The following is a 24,145-nucleotide window of genomic DNA, read 5'->3' on the forward strand; positions in this document are numbered from 1 at the left end:
CCCTATGACCGGACGCGTCGAGGGCAAGGTCGCACTGATCACCGGCGCCGCTCGCGGGCAGGGGCGCAGCCACGCACTGCGGTTGGCCGACGAGGGCGCCGACATCATCGCGCTCGACATCGCCGCCCAGGTTGAGTCTGCGCCCTACCCGTTGGCCACTCCTGCCGATCTGGACGAGACCGCGCGCGAAATCAAAGCTCGAGGCCGACGCGTGGTCGCTCGCCAGGTCGACGTTCGCGACGGCGAGGCGTTGACAGCGGCAGTCGGCGAGGGGGTGAGCGAACTCGGCCGTCTGGACATCGTGTCCGCCAACGCCGGCATCCTCTCTATCGGTCCGTCATTTGAACTGACGGAGCAGACCTGGACAGAGATGATCGACATCAATCTCAGCGGATCGTGGCGGACCACCAAGGCGGCCATTCCACACATGATCGCTGCCGGAAACGGTGGATCCATCGTGCTGACCAGTAGCATCGCCGGCCTGATCGCCCAACCCGGACTAGCGCACTATGTCTCGGCCAAGCACGGCGTCGTTGGGCTGATGAAGACACTGGCACTTGAGTTGGCGCCGTTCAACATTCGGGTCAACAGCGTCCACCCGACCAATGTCGACACTGACATGATCCAGAATGAGCCGACATACCGCGTGTTCCTCCCCGATGACCCGAATCCCACCCGGGAGAAGTTCGCGGTACCGGCTACCGAGATGAACGCACTGGCCATTCCGTGGATCGAAAGTATCGACGTCACCAATGCGGTGCTGTTCTTGGCCAGCGATGAAGCTCGCTATATCACGGGGGTGTCGCTGCCGATCGACGCCGGTGCCTCCATCAAGTGAGTGCCACGACGATCCGCTCGAGCGCCTCCAGTGTTCGACGGGTTCGGTGTTGGTCAGAGTAAAAACCGGCGTCGACGGCAAGTCCCCACAGCAGGTCGACCAGGACCTGCGTGGTGGCTTCGGTGTCGATGCCGGCGTCGACTTCGCCGTCGCGTTGCGCTGCTGCCAGTGCCGCAGCAAAGTGCTCGCGTACCGCGACCAGAGGCTGCATGGCCTGGTCCCGCAGATCCGGGTGATGGATCGCGTCGGCCGTCGACGTGACGAAGAAGCGCACGAAGGTCTGGTCAATCCGGATGGTCGCCACCGCACGGTCGAAGACCGCCACGATCCGGCGGTCGATCGAGCCGGTCTGGCACAGCGCCGGGCCGAGGATCTCCGAGATCACCACCTCGTGCACGGATGCCAAAGCGGCCCGGTACAACTCGATCTTGCTCGGGTAATAGTTGGCGATCGCGTTGCGGGTGAAGCCGGCTTCCTCGGCGATCTGCCGAAGGCTGGCACGGTCGAATCCTATGGTACTGAACACTTCTCGGGCACTGTGCAGAATCTTGAGCCGGGTCTCGGCTCCGTCGGCGCCCAACGGACGGCCGGGTCCGCGGCGAGCGCCAGGTTGAGTCATCCCAGCAACTTTACGACCTGCGGGAGGCAGTGGTGACCAATCACGCAGAGAGCCTGGCGACCTACGACGCGATAGTGATCGGCGCCGGGGCCGGCGGAATGGCCGCGGCCCGGCTGAACGCCAGCGGCTTCACGACGCTGCTGGTGGAGAGATACGACCGTGTCGGCGGGCGGGCTTCCACCATTGATGTCGACGGATTCCGGGTCAACACCGGTGCCTTGATCATCGAGCTCGGTGGTGAAAACGCCAAGCTCTTCGAGGATCTCGGCCTCACCATCAACGCGCGGACGCCCAAACGGCCCCTGGTGCTGCGGCTGGGCCGCTGGGATGTGCCGATGATGAGCGGGCTGACGGGCCTGATTTTTCGCGCGCTGCTCGCGCTGGTCGGCGCCGTCGCTCGCCGCGCGCCACGGGTGCGTCCGCAACGCGGTATCAGCACCGCGCAGTGGCTGTCCCGCCTGCGGGCCGGGGCGTCCGTCCATGGATTGGTTCGTAACCTCACCAGCGCGATGTTCGCCGCCGAACCCAGCGATGTCGAGGCGGCCGTATTCTTCGACTACCTCACCAAGCCGAAGGCGCTCGACACCTACGCCATGCATCCGGAGGGCAGCATCGGACCGTGGCGGCAGCTGGCAGATCACTTCGAGCGCAGCGGCGGCACGCTCTGGCTTAACAGCCAGGCCGTTGCGTTGACATTCGACGATTCGGGTCGGGTCGACGGCGCCACGATCCGCCGGCCCGACGGGACGGTCCACGTCAGCGCCCGCGTGGTGGTCAGCAACGCCGGACCGGTTGCGACGGTACGCATGTGCGGCGACGCCAACCTGCCCGATGGCTACGCCGAACATGTTCGGGCACAGTCGGATCCGAGCGCCTTGATCACCGTGAATTTCGCCAGCGAGCAGCCGTTGGGCTCGGTCACCGGCCTGGTGTTCTTCGGACCTACCCGCCGGCTGGCCTACGCCGCCAATCTCACCGCGACATGTCCGGAGATGGCGCCGGCAGGATGGAACCTGTACGCGGCGGCCTCCACGCCGCACCCCGCGACCGGCGATTTCGACGTCGACCACGAGGTCGCGTTGCTGAAAGCGGATCTGCACGAACACTTCCCGGGCTTCGACTCCGCCCGGATCTTGTCGGTCGAGATCTGCGCAGGGGAGGACTGGCCCGCACAGCGAGCCATCGCCGGCCGCGATCTGCCGCAAACCACCCCGATCGCAAACCTTTTCAACGTCGGGGACGGCGTGCGTGAGTGGGCCACGGCAGGCCAGAGCGGCTGCGTGGAATCCGCACGCTTGGTGACCGAGCGCATCCGGGCCGCGATGTCGCCCTCGGCGCAAAGCGTCACCCGCGCCTGACTCCGGCACCCAGTGGCCGGTTGCGTCACCGTGAGGACAGCGCCGGAATGTGTCCGGTCATCCCGCCGTCGACGACAAGCACCTGACCGGTGATCATCGCGGCGGCGTCGGAGGCAAGGAAGACCGCGACGCGGGCGATATCCGCCGGTTCGGCCAGCCGACCCACTACCTGGCCCTCGATGATCAGCCGGCGCAGTTCGTCAGAGACGTTCGCGCGCGCAGCCGGCGTATCGACAACGCCCGGCGCGATCGCATTGCAACGCACACCTGACGGACCGTATGTCGTCGCGATGATGCGCGTCAGTGACTCAATGGCGCCCTTCGCCGACGAGTACGCGACCTGGCGGGTGGAGCCCGAGCGCCCTTTGACCGACGAGGTGTAGATGATGCTGCCCCGGCCGGCTTCGATCATGTCCGGCAGGGTGTGTTTGGCACTGAGCATCGATCCGCGGGCCGCAACGGCGAATGCGCGGTCCCACGTCGCGACCTCCAACGTGAGTAAGTCGTTGTCGCGGTTGAAGATCGAGACATCGGCGGCGTTGCTGTGCAAGACCGTGACGGGCCCCAACCGGGCGCGCACGACCGGCATCGCGGCGGCCCAGTGTTCTTCGTCGGCCACATCGAGCCGCAGCGCGAGGGCCCGCCCACCGGTTCGCTCGATCGCTGCGGCAACGGCTTCGGCGGAGTCGATGTTGACGTCGGTGACCGCGATTGCCGCTCCCGCCTCGGCCAGCGCCTGCGCGCTGGCCGCGCCGATCCCGGACGCGGCGCCGGTGACAAGCGCGACCCGGCCGTCGAGCTCGCCGCTCATGCTTGGGGGACGCTCAAATCGCGGCCTTTGAGGTGTTGGCGCAGATCTTCGATGAACTGCGAGTAGATCGCCCGGAAGGTCGCGGTCATCGTCTCGAGAACAGCTGGCTCGCAGTCGAACTCGCCGTACCACTCGAGAAACGTGGTGTTCGAGTCGGTCACTGGCAGCACGCGGATGGTGCCGCGGTAGGTAGACACCGGAAAAGGTATCTCGTTGGCGAAGTCGTAGGAATAGCTGCGGGCGGCTGCGTCATAGCGCACCAGCCGTTCGCGGGCGGTGCCGCCGCCGGGCTCCAGCGTGAGGTTGCGCACCGAACCCACCGCGCCCGGTCCGGCACCGATCTCGGGCGTGTTGGACCGAACCATCGTGATCCAGGCGGGCAACCCGTGGAAGTCGCCGATCACCGACCACACGGTGTCGACGTCGCTTTCGATGATGGTGCTGACGTAGGCAAGACTCATGCGCCCCTCCGCTCAAACCAAACAGTGGTTGATTTGAAATTCAATCACGCCTGGCACGCTCTCGGCTACCCGACCCGCACACGTAAGCACGGCAGGGAATGCCTGGGCCGCCGAGTGCCAATACGGCGCCGACCGTGGAGGTGGTTGGCTAGGGCGGTCAAAGCAAGCGCACACGCATCCTGGCCGCCAAACCATCGGCTGAGCTGGCGAGACGCTGCGGGGGTCGAACACGAAGAGACGAGGCGTCGTGCTCGCCTGTGATCTTCATGCCGCAGAGCGAATACACCCGGGCCCTGGATGCACCTCGCCGGACGTTTGTGCGCGACCGCGTGAGGTTCCTTTACGGCAACGTCGCGCTGCGGTAGGCCCTGACACGAAGGCGTACTATATTCCCGATCGCGCGGCATCACCCTCGGCTCCGGACTCACCTTCGCACACAACAAGGTGCCTGGTCGGCCCCCGACGGTAAAGACATCGGCGGGATCTATCCCACCTCGGATTGGTTGGATGAATTGTTCGACGAAGATGACGATGCCCTCGCGGAGAGCCTGATCAAGGAAGCGGAGGCCATCCCCGGGCTGGGCGGCGACATCGGATCACCCGCCTCGCTCGCGGCAACCTGGCAGTGACGAACAGCTACCCTGACTACTGGAGTCACCGAAGTCTCGGCCCCAGAGCTAGACCCGGAGTGGCTCGCGCATTCCGTTTCGCTTCGTAGTGATGGCGGTCAACGGTGCGCCCTACCTGCGGCGCTGACGACGATCATGTCGCACATCGTGAGACGCCCGCGGCCATGACGGCCGAATCCTCCGATTCCAGACAAAGCGGGGCGTGCCCGAGGCGCACAAGGACGTCGGATGCAAGCCTGTTGAACGTAGCGGCGTATTCCGGATCAGCACCGGCGGCGACGTTCATGAAACAGATCTCGTTGATACCGGCATCGACCATTCGCTGCAAGCGATCGGCGGCTCGTCCGGGCGTCCCCCAGACATACACGCGGTCGGCGATGTCGTCCGGGACGCGCTCGGCCATCGCCGGCACCTCGGCGGCATCGACGACTAAGGCATCCATATCGCGCGCCCACACGAAGTCGTTCCCGAGCGGGTTCTCGTACCCGAACTCGGCCCAAGTCTTCCCGGCGTTGAGGCCGGCGGCGGCCATCGAGATCCAGGCGCAGACCGGATGCCGCACCATCTCCCACGCCTTCTCGTCGGTGTCCGCGAAAGCCACATTCACCATGGCGTTGAACCGCAGCGCGTCGGGATCCCGGCCGTGGGCATCCGCGATCGCTTTGATCGCGGCAATCGCCTCTGCTATTTGGCTGTAGTCGTCACCTAGGCCGGCAGGCAGGTAGGTCAACCAGCCGTCGCACACGCGCCCAGCGAGGTTAAACACCTTGTCCCCCGCTCCGACAGCGAGCAGGCTCGGCGACCGGCCCTCGAACGGGCGCAGTGGGAAGACAGCGTTGTCAAGCGGAAAGAACTCCGACGGACGCACCAGCGGTGTGCCCTCGAAGTTCCACAATGCTCGCCACACCTCGATCGCCTCGAGCATGCGAGTGATCGGCTTGGACCGCGAGATCCCGTACGGCCGGAACTGCTTGGCTTCCCCGCTCCCAATCGCGAAGGTGGTCCGGCCACCAGTGAGGTGATCAAGGGTGAGTAGCTCCTGGGCCATGAGCGCCGGCGCCCGGCGAAGTGGATCGATGACACCGACGATGATCGGTATGCGCTCGGTCGCCACCGCCGCGGCGGCGCACATCGGCAGCGAGGCCATCCATTCGTCGCAGAAGAAGCCGCTCGGCAGCGACGGATCACTGGCGGGGACAGGTCGATGTCCGAGCTGACCATACGGGTTTGTCGACACAAGCTGGTCCGGATAATCGACGAAGTCCCATCCCATTCGCTCCGCGCGCCTGACCGCCTCGAGCGCCGCACCGACCGGGGGAAATGCAGGTGCAAGCAGCCCGACCTTCAATGGTGTCATTCCTCACTCCTTTGCAGATGTTCAGTCGGCGACCATGACGTTAGATTCGGCATTGAAAGGCGGCGATGCTCCGCGCGGCCATAAAGTTGTGATTTTCGGCCAGCGGGGATTACCCTGCGGCGATGCTGGATCCCAGCCTCCCGCGCGGCTCGGAAAGTGCTCGGCTCCTGCTCGACTTCGCATCCGCTCAAGGCGTCTCGCGCGCCCGCTGTCTGGATGAGACCGGACTTCGCCCCGATGACCTCCAAAGCCCGCTCTCCGAGGTTGCGGCCTACCAGGAGATCCGCATCGTCCAAAACCTAGTCGGTGCAATGCCTGCGAAGCCGACCCTCGGGCTACGGGTCGGGACCATGTACTCCATCCGGATTTACGGCATCTACGGCTTCGCGATGCTCAGCGCTCCGACGATGCGCAGGATTGTCGAGACGGCCGTCCGCTACCAGGAGCTCTCCTTCACGCTGGCGCGGGCGAGTATCAAGCGTGCGCGAGAGCGGACCCGCCTTGAACTCGACGCGACTCACCTTCCTCAGGGGATCCGAGCGTTCGTTATCGATCATGCCCTCGCGACCGTCATCAAGACCTGGCGCGAAATGAACGACAGCGCGGCGCTGCCCCGTGTCTGGCTTCCCGCGTCACGCTCCGGGCTCTCGAAAACCTACCGCGACGCCCTGGGGCTGACGCCCCGATTTTACGGAGAGAAATGCCGCATCGAGTTCCTTGACATCGAACTCGACCAGCCTCGCACCGCGATCGATTGCCGTGCATTCGGCCAGTCCGAGCAACAGTGCCCGGCCTTGCTCCGCGATCGCCAAGCTCGCGCTGGCGTGGCCGGAGCCGTCCGCGCTCGCTTACAGCATGTCGCCGGCTCACCGCCGTCAATGGAGCAAATAGCCGCCGAGTTCCATCTCTCGCTCCGGAGCCTCAGACGCGCACTGTCCCGAGAGGGCACGTCCTTTCGAACGATCATCCAAGACATTCGCCGAAACCGGGCCGAGGGGATGCTGAGAGCTGGCTGTTCAATCGCCGAGACCGCGGACCGGCTCGGCTACTATGACCCTGCGGCATTCGTGAACGCCTACAAACGCTGGCATGGCACCCCTCCCGGACACCATCGCGACCACCTCAAGAACGGGGAACACACGCCGATTCCCTAAGGTCGCCCATCACTGGCGACCGCCATCGGTGCTTCGTTTGTCATGTGGGAAATGACGTGGACAGCTTCCCGCGGGAGGTGCCGTCACCGAGCGTGGCTAGTTTGTCACCTTCTGAGTGGTGGTGGGCACGCGACGCGCGCTTAGCCACCTTGCCGGTGGCGTTGCGAGGCAGCGCATCAACTTAGCTGCAAATGTGTTGACCGCCTGCCATCTCAACGTCGTGTTGGTCGACAGGGCAGCCCTCAGTTTCCCGGTGGTCCCCGACGTGTAGAGGATATGAGTCCCGTCATTCTGCGTGATCTGGCCGGTAGCACGCAGCGGGTGATCGGAACAAAAATTGATGTCCGCACACCGGATTGGGTCGATTACCACGCGCGGCATCGCGCTGATCGCCTTGCCTCGGCCCGTAATCACGAACGATGTACGGATACTGGCGACAGGCAACAGCGGACCGGCCCAGCATATGGTTGTATGGAAGAACCAATTGCTGTTTGGTTCGGTAGATAGGCGGATGAAGTATGAAAGCGCTCGTCATCGGCGGGAGCGGCGCAACCGGCGTCCCGGTGCTGCAGGGACTTCTGCAACGGGGTCACGACGTGACCATGCTGCACCGCGGCGTGCACGAGCCGGCCGACCTGCCGGACGTCCCGCACATCCACGCCGACCCACACTTCGCCGAATCGATCACTGAGGCGGTGGGCGACCAGTCCTTCGACATCGTGCTGGCGATGTACGGGCGAGTCGCTGCGATCGCGGAGGTGTTCGCCGGACGGTGCGGGCAGCTGATCAGCATCGGCGGGGTGCCGGCCTACCGCGGTTGTCTGCAGCCCGAAACCGTCACGCCCTACGGCATGGCGCTCAACGCGCGTGAGGATGGCCCGCTGGCCGACGGCACCGAACCGGTGCCGCGTTTCGCCAAGCTGATCCGGTCGGCCGAGCGCGCCGTACTGGATCGGGCGGCGTCCGGCGCGTTCCGCGGCACGGTGATCCGGTACCCCGCGATCTACGGCCCACGCAACCTGGTGCCCTGGGAATGGTCGGTGATGCGCCGTATCCGCGACGGCAGGACCCGAATGATCCTGCCCGACAACGGTTTTTGGATCATCTCCCGGGCCGCTGGGCGTAACGCCGCCGAGGTCGTGCTGGGCGCCGTCGACAACCCCGACGTCGCCAACGGCCAGGCCTACAACGCCGGCGACGACGACCAATACACCGTGCGTCAGTGGGCCGAGGCGATCGCGCAGATCATGGGCGGTGAGCTCGAATTCGTCGGCATTCCCGGCGAACTCGCGGGTTCGGCGCTGATCGAACTGTTGCCGCCGACCGGGCGGCCGCACATCCTGCTGGACACCAACAAGGCGAAGCGCGAGCTGGGCTACCGCGAGGTCATATCCGCCCGCGACGCGATGGTGGAGGCCGTAGAGTGGCTCGAGGCGCACCCAGTCACCAGCGAGGACTACCCGCTGTATCCGGCGAGGTTCGATTACCCGGCCGAGGACCGACTGATCGAGGCCTACACGCAGGCCGTCAGCTGGGTGCGAGACCAGGCCCCGGACGAGGCGCCGGACGTGCGTCACCCGATGCCCCATCCGAAAACCGTTTCCGTTGGCCGTGATCAGGACGGCCGCTGATTTCTTGCAGGAGGAACCCATGACGACCATGTGGCGTCGTTTTCAGGACATGGTCGGGATCGAGTACCCGATCATGCAGGACGGCATGGGCCCGTCGCCGACCACTTTGCTGGCCGCCGCGGTGTCAGCGGCCGGCGGGCTGGGCACCGTCAGCTGTCCGTCCATCGTGAACAGCTCCGAGCAGTTCCTCCGCGAGGGATTCCGCGCGGCGATCGAGCATGTGGCGTCCAGCACGGACCGTCCGTTTGCCGTCAACGTCCCGGTCGGCCGGACGGCCAGCGGCGAGCTCCTCCTGGTCAGCCGCATCTGCATTGACGAGGCCATCGCGGTCAAACGTGACGGCGGACGGACCGGCGACCAGCTGAGGGCCATCGTCACCTCGGCCGGCTTCGCCGGTGAGTTCGGCGCGGCCATCCGGGAATCGGGCCTGGTGCACATGGCCAAGGTCGGGTCCGTCCGGCACGCGCTCAAGGCTGCCGAGAGCGGTGCCAACGTGATCATCGCCTCGGGCTACGAAATGGGCGGCCACACGCACGCCAAAGGGGTGCACACCATGGTGCTGGCCCCGCAGGTGATCGACGCGCTTGACATCCCCGTCGTGGTATCCGGCGGGATCTGCGACGGCCGCGGGCTGGCCGCCGTCCTGGCGATGGGTGGCGCCGCCGCCGCAATGGGCACCCGGTTCATCGCCACCCAGGAGCACCAGTGGCACGCGGCGTACAAACAGCGCATCGTCGACGCGAAGGAGTGGGAGGATGTCGTTTACGGCGGCATCTACGCCCCGATCCGTGGCCTGCGCAACAAGGGTTTGGAGCTCATGGAGGACATGCGAAAGACCATGTCTCCCGAGGACTTTCAGGTGTGGGAGGAAGAGCAGATCCGCAAGGCCCAGCGCGAGGGCGACGTGGTGGACGGCCTGATGGTGGCCGGTCAGGTGTCCGCGGCCATACACGACATCCCGACGGTCGCCGACCTGGTCGGGCGGATCGTGACCCAGGCGCGCGGACTGCTGGGCGAGGCAGGGGTGGCGCTGGGAGAACCTGCGTGCCGGTAACCGAGACCGTCCACGACAGCGGCCGACTGGCGGGTGTCGCGGAACTGGTCGTTGAGAGCCCGCCCGTCAACGCCTATTCGATCGGCGACCTGGCCCAGCTGACCGAACTGTTGCGCAGCTACGAGCGTCGCGAAGAAGTCCGGGCCGTGGTGTTGCGAGCGCAGGGCAAGGGGTTTTGCGGCGGCGGTGACGTCAAAGAGGTGCAGAGCCTACCGGGATTCGACGGCATCCTCGGTCAGGCTCGGGGGTCCCAGGACACCAGCGTGGCCATTGCCGAGTGCGCGGTTCCGGTCATCGGCTGCATACACGGCTACTGCGTCGGCCTGGGGGTGCTGCTGGCCGGCACCTGCGACGTGCTGATCGGTTCGCGGGGAACACGATTCGTGCTCGCCGAGGCGGACAACGGCGCGACGACCGGCGCGGTGCAGGCGCTGGGCCTGCTGCCGGAACGCCGGCTGCGTTCGGCGATGTTCACCTGCGAGCCGTTCGACATCGCCGAGTTGCACAGTTATGGCAGCGTGTACCACGTGGAAGCGACGGTCGACGCCGCGCTGGTCAAAACCTACGAGGTCGCGGCGACGATCGCGGCCAAAGCGCCCCGGGTGATCAGGGCCCTCAAGTTGACGCTCAACAACACCGCGGGCCGTGACTTGCGCCGGCTGTATCGGCAGGAACTGAGCTACACCTTCGAGCTGAATATGCTCGGTGACAGCAGCAAAGCCCGCCAGACCTTTCTGGACGGCACCCGCGACAGCTATATGAGCGACACCTCCACGTCGTCGTCGTGATCGCGCGCCGGTCGGAGTCAGTTCCCGTCGCCCATCATGCGGCCGACCAACGGCAACCACATTCGCCGCGGGGCGTGGCTACCCACCCAGGCGAAGGCGCGAACGCTTCGGCGCGGGATGACGACGCGTTTGCTCTGTGCGAGCGCCCGTAACCCGGCCTCGGCGATCTCGGCAGGCTCGGCCATCAACGCGCTCGGGGTGCGGCTCTCGGTGCCGAGCAGCCCCGCCACCTCGGAGAACTCGGTTCGCACGCCGCCGGGACACAACCCGGTGACCGCCACCCCGTGGCGCCCGAGCTCCCAGTGCAGCGCTTCGGGCGGTCGACGGCGCTGAGGCGCGGCCACTGCCGTCCGCGCGGCGGGCGGAGCGAGTTCGACCGGAGCGTCATCGCCGACCCGACGCTATATCGGGAATCGCGTGCGCCGTCGGGGCATCGACGATCAGCCTCGTCCCACGACCTCGGGTTCCAGCCGAATCGGCAGCGCCTCGGCGTAGCCGCTCAGCACCCGTGGTCCCGGTGTGAATGTTGCCGGCATCGCGAGGTAGCCGTTGACCAGCGGAATCGTCGGATAGTGCCGGACCCGGTCCCGATCGATGCGGTAGTCCGGCAACCGGCGCAACACCTCCTCGAGGAGGATGGCGATCTCCACCGGAGCCAAAAACGCACCGAGGCAGCGGTGCATGCCGAACCCGAATGCCAGGTGTGTGCTGCCACGGTCGCGGTCGAAATTGATCCGCTCGGGATCGGTGAAGGTGGCGGGATCGGCATTCGCCGAACCAAGTGCGAGCCATACCCGGTCGCCCGGTTCGAGGTGCTGGCCGTTGATGTCGACCGGGCGGGCGACCGTGCGGGCGACTCCGGGACCGGGCGTGAAATAGCGCAGCATCTCGTCGATCGCGGCGGGAATCAGCCCGGGGTCCGCTTGTAACCTAGCCCGCTGGTCGGGGTGCTCGTCCAAGTAGAGGAACATGCTGGCGATCAGCGCAGTGGAGGTGTCGACACCTCCGTTGAGCAACATGAACACCATCTCGGTGACCGTTTCGTCGTCGATGGGCACGCCCTCGACCTCGGCATTGAGCAGCGCCTCGGTGAGATTGGTCGGCGGGGTGTGCGCCGTCGCGCGTCGCGCCTTGACGGTGGCGCGCAAGTCGTCCAGCAGCCCGGCGAGGTCGCGCGCAGAGCCCGGCTCACGGTAGACGGCCTTGTGCAGGATCGTCGCGTAGTCACTCCATTTCTCCAGCGACAAGCCGAAGTAGTCGAGCGAGACCATCGCGGGCAGCGGGTTGGCGATGTCGTCGATGAAATCGAGCTCACCGGCCTCGACCACGCGGTCGACGATCCAGGACACGATCTCCTGCATGCGGGGCCGGTAGTGCTCCACGGCCTTGCGTGACAGCCACGGTGCCAGCACTTGCCGATAGGCCTGTGACTGCGGAGGATCCATCTCCATCATGCCCATCCGCACCGGGTTGGTCGGCACGGTCACCCCGCCCCTGACGACGGTGTCACCAAATGTCAGGTCGCGCCCGCAGACGAAAGTGTCGGACTCCCGCAACACCCGCTTGGCATCGTCGTAGCGGGTGAGGACATAAAAGCCCCCGTGCTGGTCGCTGTGCGCCACCGGGCATTCGTTGCGCATGCTGGCGTAAATCTCTCGCCAGTTCTGCGCAAAATCCTCGGAATGGTGGTCGAACTGCGTCATGGTGATCTCCGGTTATCGACAGGGCCTCTTCGTCCGGCGCCATTGGGATGGACGATACCGATCAGCGTTTGGTAAAACAACATTGCCCTGCCCGCCGAGCGGCTTCGGAGTGAGCATGGGCGCCTTTTACTACCATTCATACGTCGTTTGGTAACTCCGTCGCGATTGGAGCGAAATTGGCCTTCTTCGCCACCGACTGGGTGGATTACCACGCGCAGCACCGCCCGGATGCGCTCGCGCTCGGCTGCGCCGAAGACGGAATCCGAACGACGTGGGCTGAACTCGAGCAACGGGTGGCAGGTCTTGCCGCCACGCTGCGCGGACTCGGCGCCGGTCACGGTGACCGGGTTGCGCTGATCGCCGAGAATCATCCCCGGGTGTTCGAGGTGCAATTCGCGTGCATGCGCCTCGGGGCGCTGTTCGTCCCACTCAACTGGCGCCTGCATACCGCTGAGATCCAAGAGATATGTCTGGACGCTCAGCCACGCATCATTGTTTACGACGGTGTCTGGGCAGAGGTCGCTCTCGAGGTCGCCACCAAGGCAGGGATCCCGCGTCAGCTCTCCTGGGATTGCCCGCAAGGCCCGATCGACTATGAAGATGCGATCTGGACAGCCAAGCCGTTGCGGGCGACGGGTGATATCACGATGGATGACCCGACCCACATCCTCTATACGTCGGGCACCACGGGGAAGCCGAAGGGTGCCATCTCGACCAACTCGACTTTGGTGTGGCAGGCCCTCAGCGCCGCGCACACCACCGGCTTCTCACAACCCGGCTGCCACCATCTCAACCCGATGCCGTTGTTCCACGCCGGGGGACTGAACGTGATGGCCAATTCGATTCTTTACTTCGGCGGGGCAGTGACGACGATGGCGCGCTTCGACCCCGAGCAGGTGCTGCAGCAAATGCTGAGCCGGCAGCCGCCGATCACGCATTTCGCCGCGATTCCACTGATGTACCAGCGCATCGCCGACCTGCCCGGCTTCTCGAGTGCGAACCTGTCGCACCTTCGGCACGGGGTGATCGCCGGGGCGGTCGCCGGACCGGAGTTGCTACAGCAGTGGGCCGACCACGGTTTTCCGCTTCAGCCTCAGTACGGCGGCACCGAGATGGGGCCGATGGCAACGGTTTTGGACAACGAAAGGGCGAACATCGGCGTCGCCAAGAAGGGGTCGACGGGCCGCGCGGCACCACACACCCAGATCAGGTTGGTCGATTCCGCCGACCGTGACGTCGAAACCGGGGTGACGGGTGAAATCTGGTTGCGCGGTCCGAGCATCACCGTCGGCTACTGGAGGCAGGACAAGGCCGCATACTTCACCGAGGACGGCTGGTTCAAGACGGGCGACGCCGCCTACCGCGACGTCGACGGCTTCTACTACCCGTCGGGACGCACCAAGGAGATGTTCAAATCAGGCGGCGAGAACGTCTACCCGGCCGAGGTCGAGCAGGTGCTCGCTCTGCATCCGCACGTCCATGACGTCGCCGTTGTCGGCGTCACCGACGCGAGGTGGGGCGAAGTCGGGCTGGCGGTCGTGGTACCCGCCCCGGGCACGGCAGTGACCCTCGACGAGCTCAACGCCTTTGCCGCGCAGCGGTTGGCGCGCTACAAGCTGCCCAAGCGACTGTCGGTGGTGGATCAGTTGCCACGCAACGTGACCGGCAAGGTGTCCAGGGCGCAGCTCAAGTTGGACTACGGCAGCAATTGAGAGTCGCCCGGCCGCTTCGGCGGTCGTGCCGACGGCCGACATCAGGTCGCGTGCTGTGCCAGTCGTGCGTTGTCCGACGTGCGTGTTCTCCCTTTGCGCAGGTCGCGCAGCAGGGTGCGGGCAGCTTGCTGACCGGGCAGGCCGGATACCGAGGGCCCCGGGTGGGTGCCGCCGCCGCTGAGATATAGGCCCGGCACCGGTGTCCGGTAGCCCCCGAAACCCCACGCCGGCCGGAATGGGCCGAGGTGCATCATGGTCATGTCGACGTGGTAGACGTTGCCGGTGGGCACGCTGGTTCGCGCCATCATCTCCGGTGGTGACTCGACCCAGCGGGCGACCTCCAAAGACTCGAAGCCGTCCAGGTAACTCATTGCGTGTTCGACCAGAGCCTTCTCCGTGGCGGCCTTCATGTCGTCCCACCCTTCGGCGGGTTCCAACGGCACCCATCCCGACCACAGGCTCAGACAGTCTTGGCCGGCGGGCGCCAGGGTTGAGTCCATCGCGGTGTTGATCATGCTCGCGTAAGGCAGTGGGTCGGGCAGTCGGCCGCTACCCGCGTCGGTGATCGCCCGGCAGATATCGTCGATGCTTCCCACGACGTGGGTGGGCGTCCGTAGATCGAGTCCGTCGGTGCGCGCGGCATTGTGCCGCTTCAACTGCAGCTTGCCGCGAAAAGCGACCTGAATCTTGAAGTGTGCGCAGTTGCCGCTACGCGTCGGTATGTGTGAAGCGCGCGCGGCCATGCGTTCTGACAATGCACCGTCCGGTAGCCATTTGTTCAACACCTGCGTCGGCTCGGTCGCCGTCAGCACGGTGCGGGCGCGCAGCTCCGCACCCGTGGTCAGCCGCACGCCGGCGATGTGACCGCCGTCGAGCAGCAGTTCTTGGACGCGGGCAGACGTCTGGACCCGGCCGCCGGCCGCGACCAGTGAGCGTTCCAGCGCTCGTGGCAGCATGCCCATCCCGCCCCGCGGGCGTGCCATGCCGACACGCATGATCAGCGGGACGATCAGCAAGTTGATCCCGGTGTGCTCCATGGTGATCGGCGAACCGAAGTTGGCGAGCTGAGCCAGGCCGCTTTGCACTAGCGGATGTTCGAACCGCTCCTGAATCGCCTGGGCGGCCGAAACGGTGGCCAACGAGGCGAGGGTGGGGATACCGCGTGGGCGGCGCAGCTTGCTCGCGGCCCGCAGCACGCTGCCCAGATCGGGTCGCGTCGGATTGGTCGCCATCAGTTCGATCGCGGCATCCGATATCGGCATCAGCTGCTCGATGAGCTGTTCGAACGTCCGGGCGTCGCGCCGGGAGAAATGTGCTACCTCTGCCACGGTGCGGCCGACGTCGCGCCAGAACGCGAGCGACCCGCCGTCGGGGGCGAGCGCTACGTACGGGGGATCGACGTCGATCTCGTGGTAGCCGTACCTGGCGAGCTCGAGATCCCTGGGAACCGTCGAGGCTCGAAGCGATATGACGTCGTCTGCGCAGGGGCTGAACCAGTGCTCGGGCGCTTCGGGGATCAGGATCTCCGTGGTCGTACAGCCCCCGAGCACATCGCGGCTTTCCAGCACCAGGACGTCCAGCCCGGCTCGAGCGAGATAGCACGCGGCTACCAGCCCATTGTGGCCGCCGCCGACAACGAGGACATCCGCGACGCGCTCTCTGGACAAGGGTCCGCTCACTGACTGTCTCCTCACCACGATGTGTTCGAGCAGCGTGTTGGGAGCTGAGGTTATCAAACAACGTTAGGCTGCTCAATGCCGTTTGGTGGAGGAAGTGTTACGGACGCCGCCGACACTTTCGGAGTAAACCAATCAGTGTTAGCTTTACACGCTGTGTCACCTGGCGTTACCAGCCGGGCCGCATCGACTGCCTGCCGCTACCTCACTCGAGAAAGAGAAGGCGAGAACTATGGTCGCGATGACGATCAACGGGAACAAAGTCCACGCGCAGGCAACCTTTGACGTGATCGATCCCGCGACGGGCGACGTGGTGGGTCAAGCGCCGGAGTGCTCCGTCGAGCAACTCAATGACACGCTGGAAAGTGCGCAAGCCGCCGGGCGGTCGTGGCGGCTGGACGAAGCCGAGCGACGCAAAGCGCTACTGCGGCTGGCGGACGCGATCGCCGCTGCCCACAGCGAACTCGCGACCACGCTGACAGCGGAGACGGGCAAGCCCGCCCCGCTGTCCGCCAGTGAGGTGCAGATCTGCGTCGCGTGGTTGCAGGTTTTCGCCCAGATGGAAATCCCGCGGCGGATCCTGCAGGACGACAGCAGCGCGCTCATCGAAGTCGCGCAGCGGCCCATCGGTGTTGTCGGCGCGATCACGCCGTGGAATTTCCCGTTGGGGCTAGCGATGTGGAAGATCGCGCCGGCGCTGTTGGCCGGCAACACCGTCGTCGTCAAGCCCTCGCCCTTCACCCCGATGGCAACCCTGCTGCTGGGCGAGATCATGGGCGAGGTATTGCCGCCCGGCGTGCTGAACGTGATCTCGGGTGGAGACGATTTGGGACGGGCGCTGGTAGCGCATCCGATTCCCCGCAAAATCACCTTCACCGGTTCGATCGCCGGCGGCAAGAATGTCGCCGTGGCGGCCGGCGCCGACCTCAAGCGGCTGACATTGGAACTCGGCGGCAACGACGCTGCAATCCTGTTGCCTGACGCCGATCTGGCTTCGGTGATCCCGGCGCTGCTCGGCGTGGCTTTCTTCAATACCGGCCAGGCGTGCGCCCTGCCCAAGCGGATCTACGTGCCGGACGGGGTGTACGCCGAGGCGATCGAGGCCTTCGGAGCCGCGGCATCGGCGATCGCGGTCGGTGACCCGACCGATCCGGCCACGCAAATGGGTCCGCTGTCCACCCGACCGCAGTTCGAACGCGTCAAAGGCCTGGCGCAGGACGCCGTGGCCAACGGTGCCCGAATCGTCGCCGGTGGTGACGCGATCGACGGGCCGGGCTACTACTTCAAGCCCACCATCCTCGCCGATGTCGCCGAGGGTGTCGCGGTCGTCGATGAGGAGCAGTTCGGTCCGGTGCTGCCGATCCTGCGCTATTCGCGGGTGGACGAAGCGGTCGAGCGGGCCAACGCGACGATGTACGGCCTGTGCGGTTCGGTGTGGGGCTCCGATGAAGTGGCTGCCCGTGACGTGGCCGAACGCCTCGAGTGCGGTACAGCCTTCGTCAACACCCACGCGGCGCTGCTGCCGACGGTGCCGTTCGGTGGCGCCAAATGGAGCGGCATCGGTGTGGAGAACGGGGTCGACGGGCTGCTGGCGTTCACCGAGCCTCAAGTGGTGCATACCGCACGAGCCTGACGTCACGTCGGACGTGTCACGAAACCTGTTGAGCAGCCGCATGGAAGGACATGCTCGATGACCCGAAGTTCCTCGCCGCCCTCACGTAGCGACGTTCAGGTTGACTCGCTCGCTGATGCCCGCGCGTTCACACTCAGCGACGAGGAGGTCGCGCAACTGCTGGCAGAGCAATTCGAGTGCACCTTCTGCTGGACGAACCGCGCTGGCGACCCGGTCGCGCTGACTGAGGCTTTCATTCACGCTGAAGGCGCAATCTGGTTGTGCGCCGAGGAATCCCGGGTTCGCGTCAAAGCGATCATGCGCGATCCCCGCTCGTGCGTGGTCATCTCTTCGATGGGCACCTCGATGGGTCATTCAAAGTCGCTGTCCTTCAAGGGAATTAGCGAGGTCGTCCGGGAACGCGAACGCATTCTGTGGTTCCTGGCCGAGATCGCCCGCCGCTACGACCCGCACGACGAGCAGGCGCAGCAGGCCCATGCTCGCGCAGCCGATCACCCGGGGCGCGTCGTGATCAAGTTCGTGCCCACCGTGCGGACGAATGCCTTCGATGGCCATCGGGCACGTAGGAGAAGGGCGGGCTGACGAAACATGCATTGTTCGTACATCGTTGCCACGACACCGGCTTCAGACGGTCGTGCCCCCTGGTGACAATGCCGTCGAGGACTTTCCAATTTCCGGTATCGGATTGGGTCGCGCACCACGCTTCGGTTCGGCCGCACGCCATCGCGCTGGCCAGCGCCGACACTGGCGAGCAGGTGAGTTGGGCCCAGCTGGAGCAGCGAGTGGGCTTGGCTGCTGCCGCGCTGCTGGCACATGGACTGCGGCCGGGAGACCGGATCGCCGTCGTCGCCGACAACGCGCCACGGGCGTTCGTGCTGCAGTTCGCCGCGATGCGGGCGGGTGTGGTCATGGTGCCGCTGAACTGGCGGCTGGTCACCGCGGAGATGCGGCACCAGTGCATCGACGCCGCCGTGTCCGCACTGACCCACGACGCAACCTGGGTCGAACCCGCGCGCGACGTCGCCGACGCCGCGGGCGTGCAGACCATTCTCGAGCTGGAGACATTGACCAGCGCCGAGCCCGGGAATGGACTCGTTCCGCTGCCGCCGCAACCCCACGACCCTGACGCCATCACGCACATCCTCTACACGTCCGGCACCACCGGTACGCCGAAGGGAGCGTTGGTCTCGCACGCATCGATGATGTGGAACGCCTTCAACATCCTCACCGCGGCTCAGGTCGCGGCCCCGGCTGTGAACATGCTCAACCCAATGCCGTTGTTCCATGCCGGCGGGTTGAACGTGCTGGCCAACCCGATACTGATGCATGGCGGGCAGGTCACCACGATGGCGCGCTGGAACCCGGCGGCAATCCTGGCTTACATCGGCGAGCAGACCAACGGGGTGACCCATCTGACCACCGCGCCGTCGCTGCTTCAGACCCTCATCGACGATCCGACGTTCGGCACCACCGACTTCGGCACGATGCGCAAGATCGTCCTGGGCGGCGGTACCACCACTCCGCAGCTGCTGCGGGCCTTCGCTGCCAAGGATGTCGCGCTGCACCCGCAGTACGGCGGCACCGAGACTGGCCCGGCCGCGCTGGTGCTCGAGGAGGGACTGGAGCGGGCGCTGTCGGGGACGTGCGGCAAGCCGGTGCTGCATACCGCGGTGCGGTTGGTCGATCCCGACACGTTGACCGATGTCGCCGACGACGTGGTCGGCGAGGTGTGGCTGAAGGGGCCGGCGGTCACCCCTGGCTACTGGAACCTGCCCAACGAACAGTATTTCGTGGACGGCTGGTTCCGCACCGGCGATGCGGCCCGCCGCGATGCCGACGGCTATTTCTATATCGCCGGTCGCTACAAGGACATGTACAAGTCCGGTGGCGAGAACGTCTATGCGGCCGAAGTCGAAAACGTTCTCATCGACCTGCCCGAAGTCGCCGAGGTGGCGATCATCGGCGTCCCCGACGCGAAGTGGGGCGAGGTAGGCCTGGCGGTCGTGGTGGCGAGCCCGGGCGCCGACGTGACCCTCGACGCTCTGCAATCCGCGTGCGCGGGCCGCATCGCCCGCTACAAGTACCCCAAACACCTTGACGTCGTCGCGGCGCTGCCCCGCAATGCCACCGGAAAGGTGGCCAAGGCGGCGCTGCGTGAGCACTACCACTCGGCTACGGCAACGCCCCCGCCAACCGACCACGAATCCCTGGTCACTCACCAGAAGGAGAGTCACGATGTCAGTCGCCGCTAATCGAGACATGCTGACCCGCTATTGGAATGCGTTCGCCGCCAAGGATGTTCCAGCGGCGCTGGCCTGCTTCACCGACGACATCAGCTACGAGGACCTCGCTGTCCAGCAGATCCACCGGGGAAAAGATTCGGTGCAGGCTTTCTGGGACCTCTACTTCGAGGCGGCGGGCGACTCCTTCAATGCGGTGCAGGAGAGCCTCGTGGTCGACGAGGACAGCTACAGCTTCGAGTGGACCGTGTCCGGTGTGATCGACGGCAGCTTCGGCATTTTCACCGGACAGGGCCAGCAGTTCACCATCCGTGGGATTTCGACCGGTGTCATCCGCGGTGAGTTGATCGCGCAGAACCGCGACTACTGGAATCTGGCCGATGTGCTGCGCCAGATCGAGCGTCCCGGAGGTTCCCGCGCTCGTCTAGCGCGGCCGCGTTATTCCACCGATCGGCTTACGAGAACGAAGGAGGCGGACACATGCTTGACGAAGAACGCCACACGCGGGACATGATCGCGCTGTGGGAATCAGGGGTGGACGGCATCATCGACGCGTTCAAACGCTATTGCGCCCCCGACGTGAAGTGGATCAATACCGGCATTCCCAGCGTCGAAGGCCTTGAAGCGTGCATCGAACTGCTGACTGCGCAAGCCCAGGCATGGAAGTTCAGCAGCACCAGGGTGGACGCTCGCTCCCTATTGGCCACGCCGGGCCTGGTGATGGTCGAGCGGATAGACCGGGTGTTCGACGCCGACGGAGAGGAGATCTTCGCCGCTCCCGTGGTCGGTGTCCTCGAATGGGCCGATGGCAAGATCACCCAGTGGCGCGACTACTTCGATCCGGGCCCGCTGCTGGCCGTCGGCCAGCTCGATTGAGGCGGCCGATGTGACCAACGAGGAACGGATCGTGCGACACATCCTCGAGATGTGGGGACCGGGTGTCGAAGGAGTCAAGGAATCGTTCCGCCGGTACGGCACGGACGACTTGGTCTGGTGGAACAGCGGCCGTGGTGCCCTGACGGGTCTCGAAGAGTGCCTGAAGGGTCTCGACGAGATGTTCGACGCCTTGCAGATCGCGACGGTCGAGTGCCCGATCCGGACCTTGCTCGCAACCTCGCGCCGAGTGGTCGTGGAAAGGTCGGACAACCTGTACCGCGCCGACGGCACCGTGATCGCGGAAATCCCGGTTACGGGAGTTCTCGAATTCGACGCAAACAAGGTCACCACTTGGCGCGATTACTGCGACGACTGGATTTCAAAGCTCGAGCTCGGCCAACCCGTCGTGTCAGCACCCACTGCGGCCGAAATGAGGCACGGGGTTTCCGAATGAGGGAGTCGGGGACATCACGGGGCACTAGGCCGGCGTCCACCGGATTCGACCATGGCGATCCGGAATTGCCACCGCGGATGCACCAGACTCTCGCGGATCTCCGGAGTCGCCGCCCGGTCGGCTGGAGCGACAACTATGGCGGGTTCTGGACGCTGACCCGTTACGACGACGTTGTCGATGCCGCACGCGATCACTCGGTATTCACGACAACGCAGGGGATCATGATTCCGCCGACCGGGGCATCGATGCGCCTGGTGCCGGCCGAGTTCGATCCGCCCGAGCATTCCGCGTACCGCAAGATGGTCATGCCGTTCTTCACGAACAAGGCCGTCGCGCTGAACCACGATGCTATCCGGGAGCTGGTGCGGGAGTGCTTCGACAAGTTCGTCGCGGACGGCCACGCGGACCTGGTGTCAGCTGTCTCCGACCCGGTACCGCCCGCGGTACTGGCGCACTATCTCGGCTTGGACCGCGATCGAGCCGACGAGATGCGCCGGCTGATGATGGAGTACCTCTCGTCGGCCAAGGTGAGTCTTGACGAAAAGATGGCCAGCGCCAAACGGTTCGAGGCCTTCGTCCAGCGCGAGATCGACGAGAGAATCGACGAGCCCGGCGACGACACTCTGAGCAAGATCATCGGTGTGGCGTTGTCCGGCGAGAACGGCGACCCGCTCGAGCCCGCCGCGATCCTGGGAATGGTTCGCCTGATCATCTCTGCCGGCCACGAGACGACGGTGCACGGTATCAGCAGCCTCTGTTACCGGATCCTGGCCGAGCCGGGTTTGCGGGACCGGCTGCTGGCTGACCCGTCTCTGCGTCACGTGGCTATCGCCGAGGCCCTGCGACTCGATGCGCCCGTGATGCACATGGCCAGGACGGTGGTGGCCGACCATGAAAAGCGCGGGCAACACCTGCACAGCGGCGACAAGGTGATGCTCTGTTTCGGCGCAGCCAACCGTGACGACGAGGTGTTTCCGGAGCCCGACACGTTCAGCTTGGATCGGCCGCGCTCGCCGTCGGACGTGACGTTCGGCACCGGCCGGCATCGCTGTCTGGGCGAACACCTCGCGGTGGCCGAACTTTCCGCGGTGGTCGACGAGATGTTGAGCAGGTTGCCCGACGCCCGGATCGCTCCGGGCGCCGAGATTCGCTGGACGGGAGGCGGCAACACCCGGGGCGTCGAGTCACTGCCGATCGTGTTCACACCGGAGAAGACCGGTCCGTGACTGGTTTTCCTACGCTGCTGTCCCCGCTTCAGGTCGGGACGGTGAAGTTGCGCAACCGCGTCGTCATGACTGCCACGAGCATCAGCGAACCCTGGCGGAACCCGTTGCTGCCTGCCGACTCGTACATCGAGTTCGCCCGGCAACGAGCTGCGGGCGGCCTAGGGCTGCTGATTGCGCACCCGTTTTACGTCAACCCATTCGGCGAATACCCGGCCGAGATCCTGGACCGGCACGCGCGCCTGGCCGAGGCGGTGCACCGGGAGGGCACGCCGCTGATCGTGCAGCTGGTGCACTTCGGCGCCACGTTCCGCACCGACAACGATGTCGCCCGGCCGGCGTTGTGGGGGTTCGACCACACCCAGACGCCCGAGGGCGAGCCGGTGCACAAGATGACCGGCGCAGAGATCGAGCAGGTCCTCGACGCCTATCGACGCGCTGCGCGGCTTGTCGCACAGGCGGGGTGCGACGGGGTGGAACTCCACGGCGGGCACGGGTATTTGATTCAGCAGTCCCTGACACCGTGGAACAACTCGCGCGACGACGAATGGGGGCCGTCCGGCAGCGGCGATCGGACACGTTTCGCCCGCTGCCTCATTGATCAGGTCCGCGCCGAAATCGGTGCAAACCGCATACTCGGCTATCGGACCCCGACCGACGACCTACGGGCAGCCGACGACGGGGGACAAGGCCCTCGAGCTATCGCAGAAGGTCTGCAACGCCTACTCGACACCGGCGAGATCGATGTGCTCAACACCACTGTCGGCTATGGCGGGCCGAGCTACGACCGTGCGATCCCGAACTACCGGCAGCCCGAGGGCGCCAACATCCGCTATCTGCGGCAGCTGCGCGAATCTCTGAACACAACCGTCCCGATGATCGGGACCGGGCGGATCGCTTCTGCCGGTACCGCCGAGGCGCTGCTGACTCAGGGCCAGTGCGAGTTGGTAGCCATGACCCGCGCATACATCGCCGAGCCCGCGCTGATACGCAAGCTCGAGTCCGGGCAGGCGCATCGGATCCGTCCCTGTGTCGCGGCGAACGTCTGCGTCGACCGCAAGCTCGCCGGTTCGCCGACCGCAAGCTGCTTTCACAATCCGGCGGTGCTGCGCGAGGAGGAGCTCCGCATCCGGCCCGCTACCCTCCGCAAGCAGGTCTTGGTCGTCGGCGCCGGGCCGGCGGGTCTCAAATCCGCCGAGATCGCTGCGCAGCGCGGGCATCAAGTTCGCATCCTCGACGCCGGAACGCGCACCGGCGGTCGGCTGCGCGCCGTCGAACTCACCGCGGCAGCCGACCTGGCCAGCTCGCTGGACCATCTGGTAAACGAACTCGCCGAAGCACAGGTGAAAGTCGAGCTCGGCGTGGAGGTCACCGCAGCCATGCTCGCCGACCTCGCGCCGGATCACGTTGTTCTGGCGACGGGGGCGACGTTCGCGCCGGACCTGGTCGGCGCCGAACACATGATCAGCACCGCCGCGGCGCTCTCCGGCAGCGTGCACGACGACGTCCTCGTCTACGACGCGCTCGGTACCAACGAAGCAGCGCTGGTCGCCGAGGCGCTGGCCGCCGACGGCAGGTCCGTCACCTTTGTCACCTGCTATGAGACGGTGATGCCCTTCGGCGGAATTCTGCATCGCTTCGAAGCCCCCCGTACCTGGCACCGGCGGCTGAAACGCATCATCACCCAGGGCATTTTCGGCGACCTGGAGGACGGCGTGGCCACCATCGTCCGGCCGGACGGCGAGACGATCGATGAGCTGGCCGTCGGATCGGTGGTCGCCGCAGTGCCGATGCGGCCGGCGCTCAGTCTGCTTCCAGTCGTACAGGCGCTCAGCATTCCCCACTCGGTGGTCGGAGACGCCGTAGCACCGCGAACCGCCTTCGACAGCTTCAAGGAAGCCCATCGGGCCGCGCTGGCGATATGAGCG

The 24,145-nt window shown here is 65.7% G+C and carries 22 protein-coding genes; 15 read left to right on the forward strand and 7 right to left on the reverse strand.

What is annotated here, in order from left to right; all coding sequences use genetic code 11:
• The first annotated feature begins 4 nt into the window (after positions 1-4).
• Positions 5-838 carry a mycofactocin-coupled SDR family oxidoreductase gene (locus tag ACIUM1_RS23570; RefSeq protein ID WP_406814906.1) on the forward strand — a complete coding sequence of 278 codons (834 nt, stop codon included), beginning with the start codon at positions 5-7 and terminating at the stop codon, positions 836-838.
• Here ACIUM1_RS23570 and ACIUM1_RS23575 read toward each other — a convergent pair.
• Positions 831-1,457, reverse strand: coding sequence for a TetR/AcrR family transcriptional regulator (locus tag ACIUM1_RS23575; RefSeq protein WP_043954262.1), 627 nt, complete (start codon positions 1,455-1,457; stop codon positions 831-833). The two genes, ACIUM1_RS23570 and ACIUM1_RS23575, sit on opposite strands and share 8 nt — an antisense overlap.
• Positions 1,458-1,489: 32 nt before the next feature.
• On the opposite strand from ACIUM1_RS23575, the gene ACIUM1_RS23580 reads away from it, so the two are divergent.
• Positions 1,490-2,815 carry a phytoene desaturase family protein gene (locus ACIUM1_RS23580; protein WP_406814907.1) on the forward strand — a complete coding sequence of 442 codons (1,326 nt, stop codon included), beginning with the start codon at positions 1,490-1,492 and terminating at the stop codon, positions 2,813-2,815.
• A gap of 25 nt (positions 2,816-2,840) precedes the next feature.
• On the opposite strand, the gene ACIUM1_RS23585 is transcribed toward ACIUM1_RS23580, so the two are convergent.
• The 3 genes from ACIUM1_RS23585 to ACIUM1_RS23595 all read right to left on the reverse strand — a co-directional run bounded on the left by ACIUM1_RS23585 (position 2,841) and on the right by ACIUM1_RS23595 (position 6,073).
• Positions 2,841-3,626, reverse strand: a complete 786-nt coding sequence (locus ACIUM1_RS23585; protein WP_406814908.1) for an SDR family NAD(P)-dependent oxidoreductase — start codon at positions 3,624-3,626, stop codon at positions 2,841-2,843.
• Positions 3,623-4,087, reverse strand: coding sequence for an SRPBCC family protein (locus ACIUM1_RS23590; RefSeq protein ID WP_406814909.1), 465 nt, complete (start codon positions 4,085-4,087; stop codon positions 3,623-3,625). The genes ACIUM1_RS23585 and ACIUM1_RS23590 overlap by 4 nt, the downstream gene beginning before the upstream one ends.
• 762 nt (positions 4,088-4,849) lie before the next feature.
• On the reverse strand, positions 4,850-6,073 hold the full coding sequence (locus ACIUM1_RS23595) for an LLM class flavin-dependent oxidoreductase (protein WP_406814910.1): 1,224 nt from the start codon (positions 6,071-6,073) through the stop codon (positions 4,850-4,852).
• Between the two features lie 122 nt (positions 6,074-6,195).
• Between ACIUM1_RS23595 and ACIUM1_RS23600 the strand changes: the two genes are divergently transcribed.
• The 4 genes from ACIUM1_RS23600 to ACIUM1_RS23615 all read left to right on the forward strand — a co-directional run bounded on the left by ACIUM1_RS23600 (position 6,196) and on the right by ACIUM1_RS23615 (position 10,700).
• Entirely contained in the window at positions 6,196-7,227 is a 1,032-nt protein-coding gene (locus ACIUM1_RS23600; protein WP_406814911.1) for an AraC family transcriptional regulator ligand-binding domain-containing protein, read from the forward strand.
• 518 nt (positions 7,228-7,745) lie between these two features.
• Positions 7,746-8,858 (forward strand): epimerase, encoded by a 1,113-nt coding sequence (locus tag ACIUM1_RS23605; RefSeq protein ID WP_406814912.1) that lies wholly within the window; start codon positions 7,746-7,748, stop codon positions 8,856-8,858.
• A 19-nt stretch (positions 8,859-8,877) separates the two neighbouring features.
• Complete coding sequence (locus ACIUM1_RS23610) at positions 8,878-9,912, forward strand: NAD(P)H-dependent flavin oxidoreductase (protein WP_406814913.1); 1,035 nt, start codon at positions 8,878-8,880, stop codon at positions 9,910-9,912.
• A complete protein-coding gene (locus ACIUM1_RS23615) occupies positions 9,903-10,700 on the forward strand; it encodes an enoyl-CoA hydratase-related protein (protein ID WP_406814914.1) in 798 nt (265 codons plus the stop codon). The genes ACIUM1_RS23610 and ACIUM1_RS23615 overlap by 10 nt, the downstream gene beginning before the upstream one ends.
• 17 nt (positions 10,701-10,717) lie before the next feature.
• Here ACIUM1_RS23615 and ACIUM1_RS23620 read toward each other — a convergent pair whose 3' ends face one another.
• Positions 10,718-11,044, reverse strand: a complete 327-nt coding sequence (locus ACIUM1_RS23620) for a hypothetical protein (RefSeq protein ID WP_406814915.1) — start codon at positions 11,042-11,044, stop codon at positions 10,718-10,720.
• A 96-nt stretch (positions 11,045-11,140) separates the two neighbouring features.
• Positions 11,141-12,403 carry a cytochrome P450 gene (locus tag ACIUM1_RS23625; protein ID WP_406814916.1) on the reverse strand — a complete coding sequence of 421 codons (1,263 nt, stop codon included), beginning with the start codon at positions 12,401-12,403 and terminating at the stop codon, positions 11,141-11,143.
• Positions 12,404-12,579: 176 nt separating this feature from the next.
• Between ACIUM1_RS23625 and ACIUM1_RS23630 the strand changes: the two genes are divergently transcribed.
• A complete protein-coding gene (locus ACIUM1_RS23630; RefSeq protein ID WP_406814917.1) occupies positions 12,580-14,115 on the forward strand; it encodes an AMP-binding protein in 1,536 nt (511 codons plus the stop codon).
• 41 nt (positions 14,116-14,156) lie between these two features.
• Here ACIUM1_RS23630 and ACIUM1_RS23635 read toward each other — a convergent pair whose 3' ends face one another.
• A complete protein-coding gene (locus tag ACIUM1_RS23635) occupies positions 14,157-15,794 on the reverse strand; it encodes a phytoene desaturase family protein (protein ID WP_406814918.1) in 1,638 nt (545 codons plus the stop codon).
• Positions 15,795-16,023: 229 nt separating this feature from the next.
• Here ACIUM1_RS23635 and ACIUM1_RS23640 point away from each other — a divergent pair, with 229 nt between their 5' ends.
• The 8 genes from ACIUM1_RS23640 (at position 16,024) to ACIUM1_RS23675 (ending at position 24,142) form a co-directional block, all read left to right on the forward strand.
• A complete protein-coding gene (locus ACIUM1_RS23640) occupies positions 16,024-17,424 on the forward strand; it encodes an aldehyde dehydrogenase family protein (RefSeq protein ID WP_406814919.1) in 1,401 nt (466 codons plus the stop codon).
• 57 nt (positions 17,425-17,481) lie between these two features.
• On the forward strand, positions 17,482-18,006 hold the full coding sequence (locus ACIUM1_RS23645; RefSeq protein ID WP_406814920.1) for a hypothetical protein: 525 nt from the start codon (positions 17,482-17,484) through the stop codon (positions 18,004-18,006).
• Positions 18,007-18,074: 68 nt separating this feature from the next.
• Positions 18,075-19,676, forward strand: coding sequence for an AMP-binding protein (locus ACIUM1_RS23650; protein ID WP_406814921.1), 1,602 nt, complete (start codon positions 18,075-18,077; stop codon positions 19,674-19,676).
• 7 nt (positions 19,677-19,683) lie between these two features.
• The gene (locus tag ACIUM1_RS23655) at positions 19,684-20,178 is read left to right on the forward strand and encodes a nuclear transport factor 2 family protein (RefSeq protein WP_406814922.1); all 495 of its coding nucleotides are present in this window, start codon (positions 19,684-19,686) and stop codon (positions 20,176-20,178) included.
• The gene (locus tag ACIUM1_RS23660) at positions 20,145-20,540 is read left to right on the forward strand and encodes a limonene-1,2-epoxide hydrolase family protein (protein WP_406814923.1); all 396 of its coding nucleotides are present in this window, start codon (positions 20,145-20,147) and stop codon (positions 20,538-20,540) included. Before ACIUM1_RS23655 ends, ACIUM1_RS23660 begins: the two co-directional genes overlap by 34 nt.
• Before the next feature lie 10 nt (positions 20,541-20,550).
• Positions 20,551-20,994 (forward strand): limonene-1,2-epoxide hydrolase family protein, encoded by a 444-nt coding sequence (locus ACIUM1_RS23665; protein WP_406814924.1) that lies wholly within the window; start codon positions 20,551-20,553, stop codon positions 20,992-20,994.
• 77 nt (positions 20,995-21,071) lie between these two features.
• Entirely contained in the window at positions 21,072-22,220 is a 1,149-nt protein-coding gene (locus tag ACIUM1_RS23670) for a cytochrome P450 (protein ID WP_406814925.1), read from the forward strand.
• Complete coding sequence (locus tag ACIUM1_RS23675) at positions 22,217-24,142, forward strand: FAD-dependent oxidoreductase (RefSeq protein ID WP_406814926.1); 1,926 nt, start codon at positions 22,217-22,219, stop codon at positions 24,140-24,142. The genes ACIUM1_RS23670 and ACIUM1_RS23675 overlap by 4 nt, the downstream gene beginning before the upstream one ends.
• The last annotated feature ends 3 nt before the right edge of the window (positions 24,143-24,145 follow it).

Origin of the sequence: Mycobacterium sp. M23085, from assembly GCF_045343915.1 — a bacterium.
Lineage (GTDB): Bacteria > Actinomycetota > Actinomycetes > Mycobacteriales > Mycobacteriaceae > Mycobacterium.

Excerpts from the sequence above, each read along its gene's own strand:
- ACIUM1_RS23570 (WP_406814906.1), top strand. The coding sequence starts at position 5 with ATGACCGGACGCGTCGAGGGCAAGGTCGCACTGATCACCGGCGCCGCT.
- ACIUM1_RS23575 (WP_043954262.1), bottom strand. The coding sequence starts at position 1,457 with ATGACTCAACCTGGCGCTCGCCGCGGACCCGGCCGTCCGTTGGGCGCC.
- ACIUM1_RS23585 (WP_406814908.1), bottom strand. The coding sequence starts at position 3,626 with ATGAGCGGCGAGCTCGACGGCCGGGTCGCGCTTGTCACCGGCGCCGCG.
- ACIUM1_RS23590 (WP_406814909.1), bottom strand. The coding sequence starts at position 4,087 with ATGAGTCTTGCCTACGTCAGCACCATCATCGAAAGCGACGTCGACACC.
- ACIUM1_RS23595 (WP_406814910.1), bottom strand. The coding sequence starts at position 6,073 with ATGACACCATTGAAGGTCGGGCTGCTTGCACCTGCATTTCCCCCGGTC.
- ACIUM1_RS23600 (WP_406814911.1), top strand. The coding sequence starts at position 6,196 with ATGCTGGATCCCAGCCTCCCGCGCGGCTCGGAAAGTGCTCGGCTCCTG.
- ACIUM1_RS23605 (WP_406814912.1), top strand. The coding sequence starts at position 7,746 with ATGAAAGCGCTCGTCATCGGCGGGAGCGGCGCAACCGGCGTCCCGGTG.
- ACIUM1_RS23610 (WP_406814913.1), top strand. The coding sequence starts at position 8,878 with ATGACGACCATGTGGCGTCGTTTTCAGGACATGGTCGGGATCGAGTAC.
- ACIUM1_RS23625 (WP_406814916.1), bottom strand. The coding sequence starts at position 12,403 with ATGACGCAGTTCGACCACCATTCCGAGGATTTTGCGCAGAACTGGCGA.
- ACIUM1_RS23640 (WP_406814919.1), top strand. The coding sequence starts at position 16,024 with ATGGTCGCGATGACGATCAACGGGAACAAAGTCCACGCGCAGGCAACC.
- ACIUM1_RS23645 (WP_406814920.1), top strand. The coding sequence starts at position 17,482 with ATGACCCGAAGTTCCTCGCCGCCCTCACGTAGCGACGTTCAGGTTGAC.
- ACIUM1_RS23650 (WP_406814921.1), top strand. The coding sequence starts at position 18,075 with ATGCCGTCGAGGACTTTCCAATTTCCGGTATCGGATTGGGTCGCGCAC.
- ACIUM1_RS23655 (WP_406814922.1), top strand. The coding sequence starts at position 19,684 with ATGCTGACCCGCTATTGGAATGCGTTCGCCGCCAAGGATGTTCCAGCG.
- ACIUM1_RS23660 (WP_406814923.1), top strand. The coding sequence starts at position 20,145 with ATGCTTGACGAAGAACGCCACACGCGGGACATGATCGCGCTGTGGGAA.
- ACIUM1_RS23670 (WP_406814925.1), top strand. The coding sequence starts at position 21,072 with ATGCACCAGACTCTCGCGGATCTCCGGAGTCGCCGCCCGGTCGGCTGG.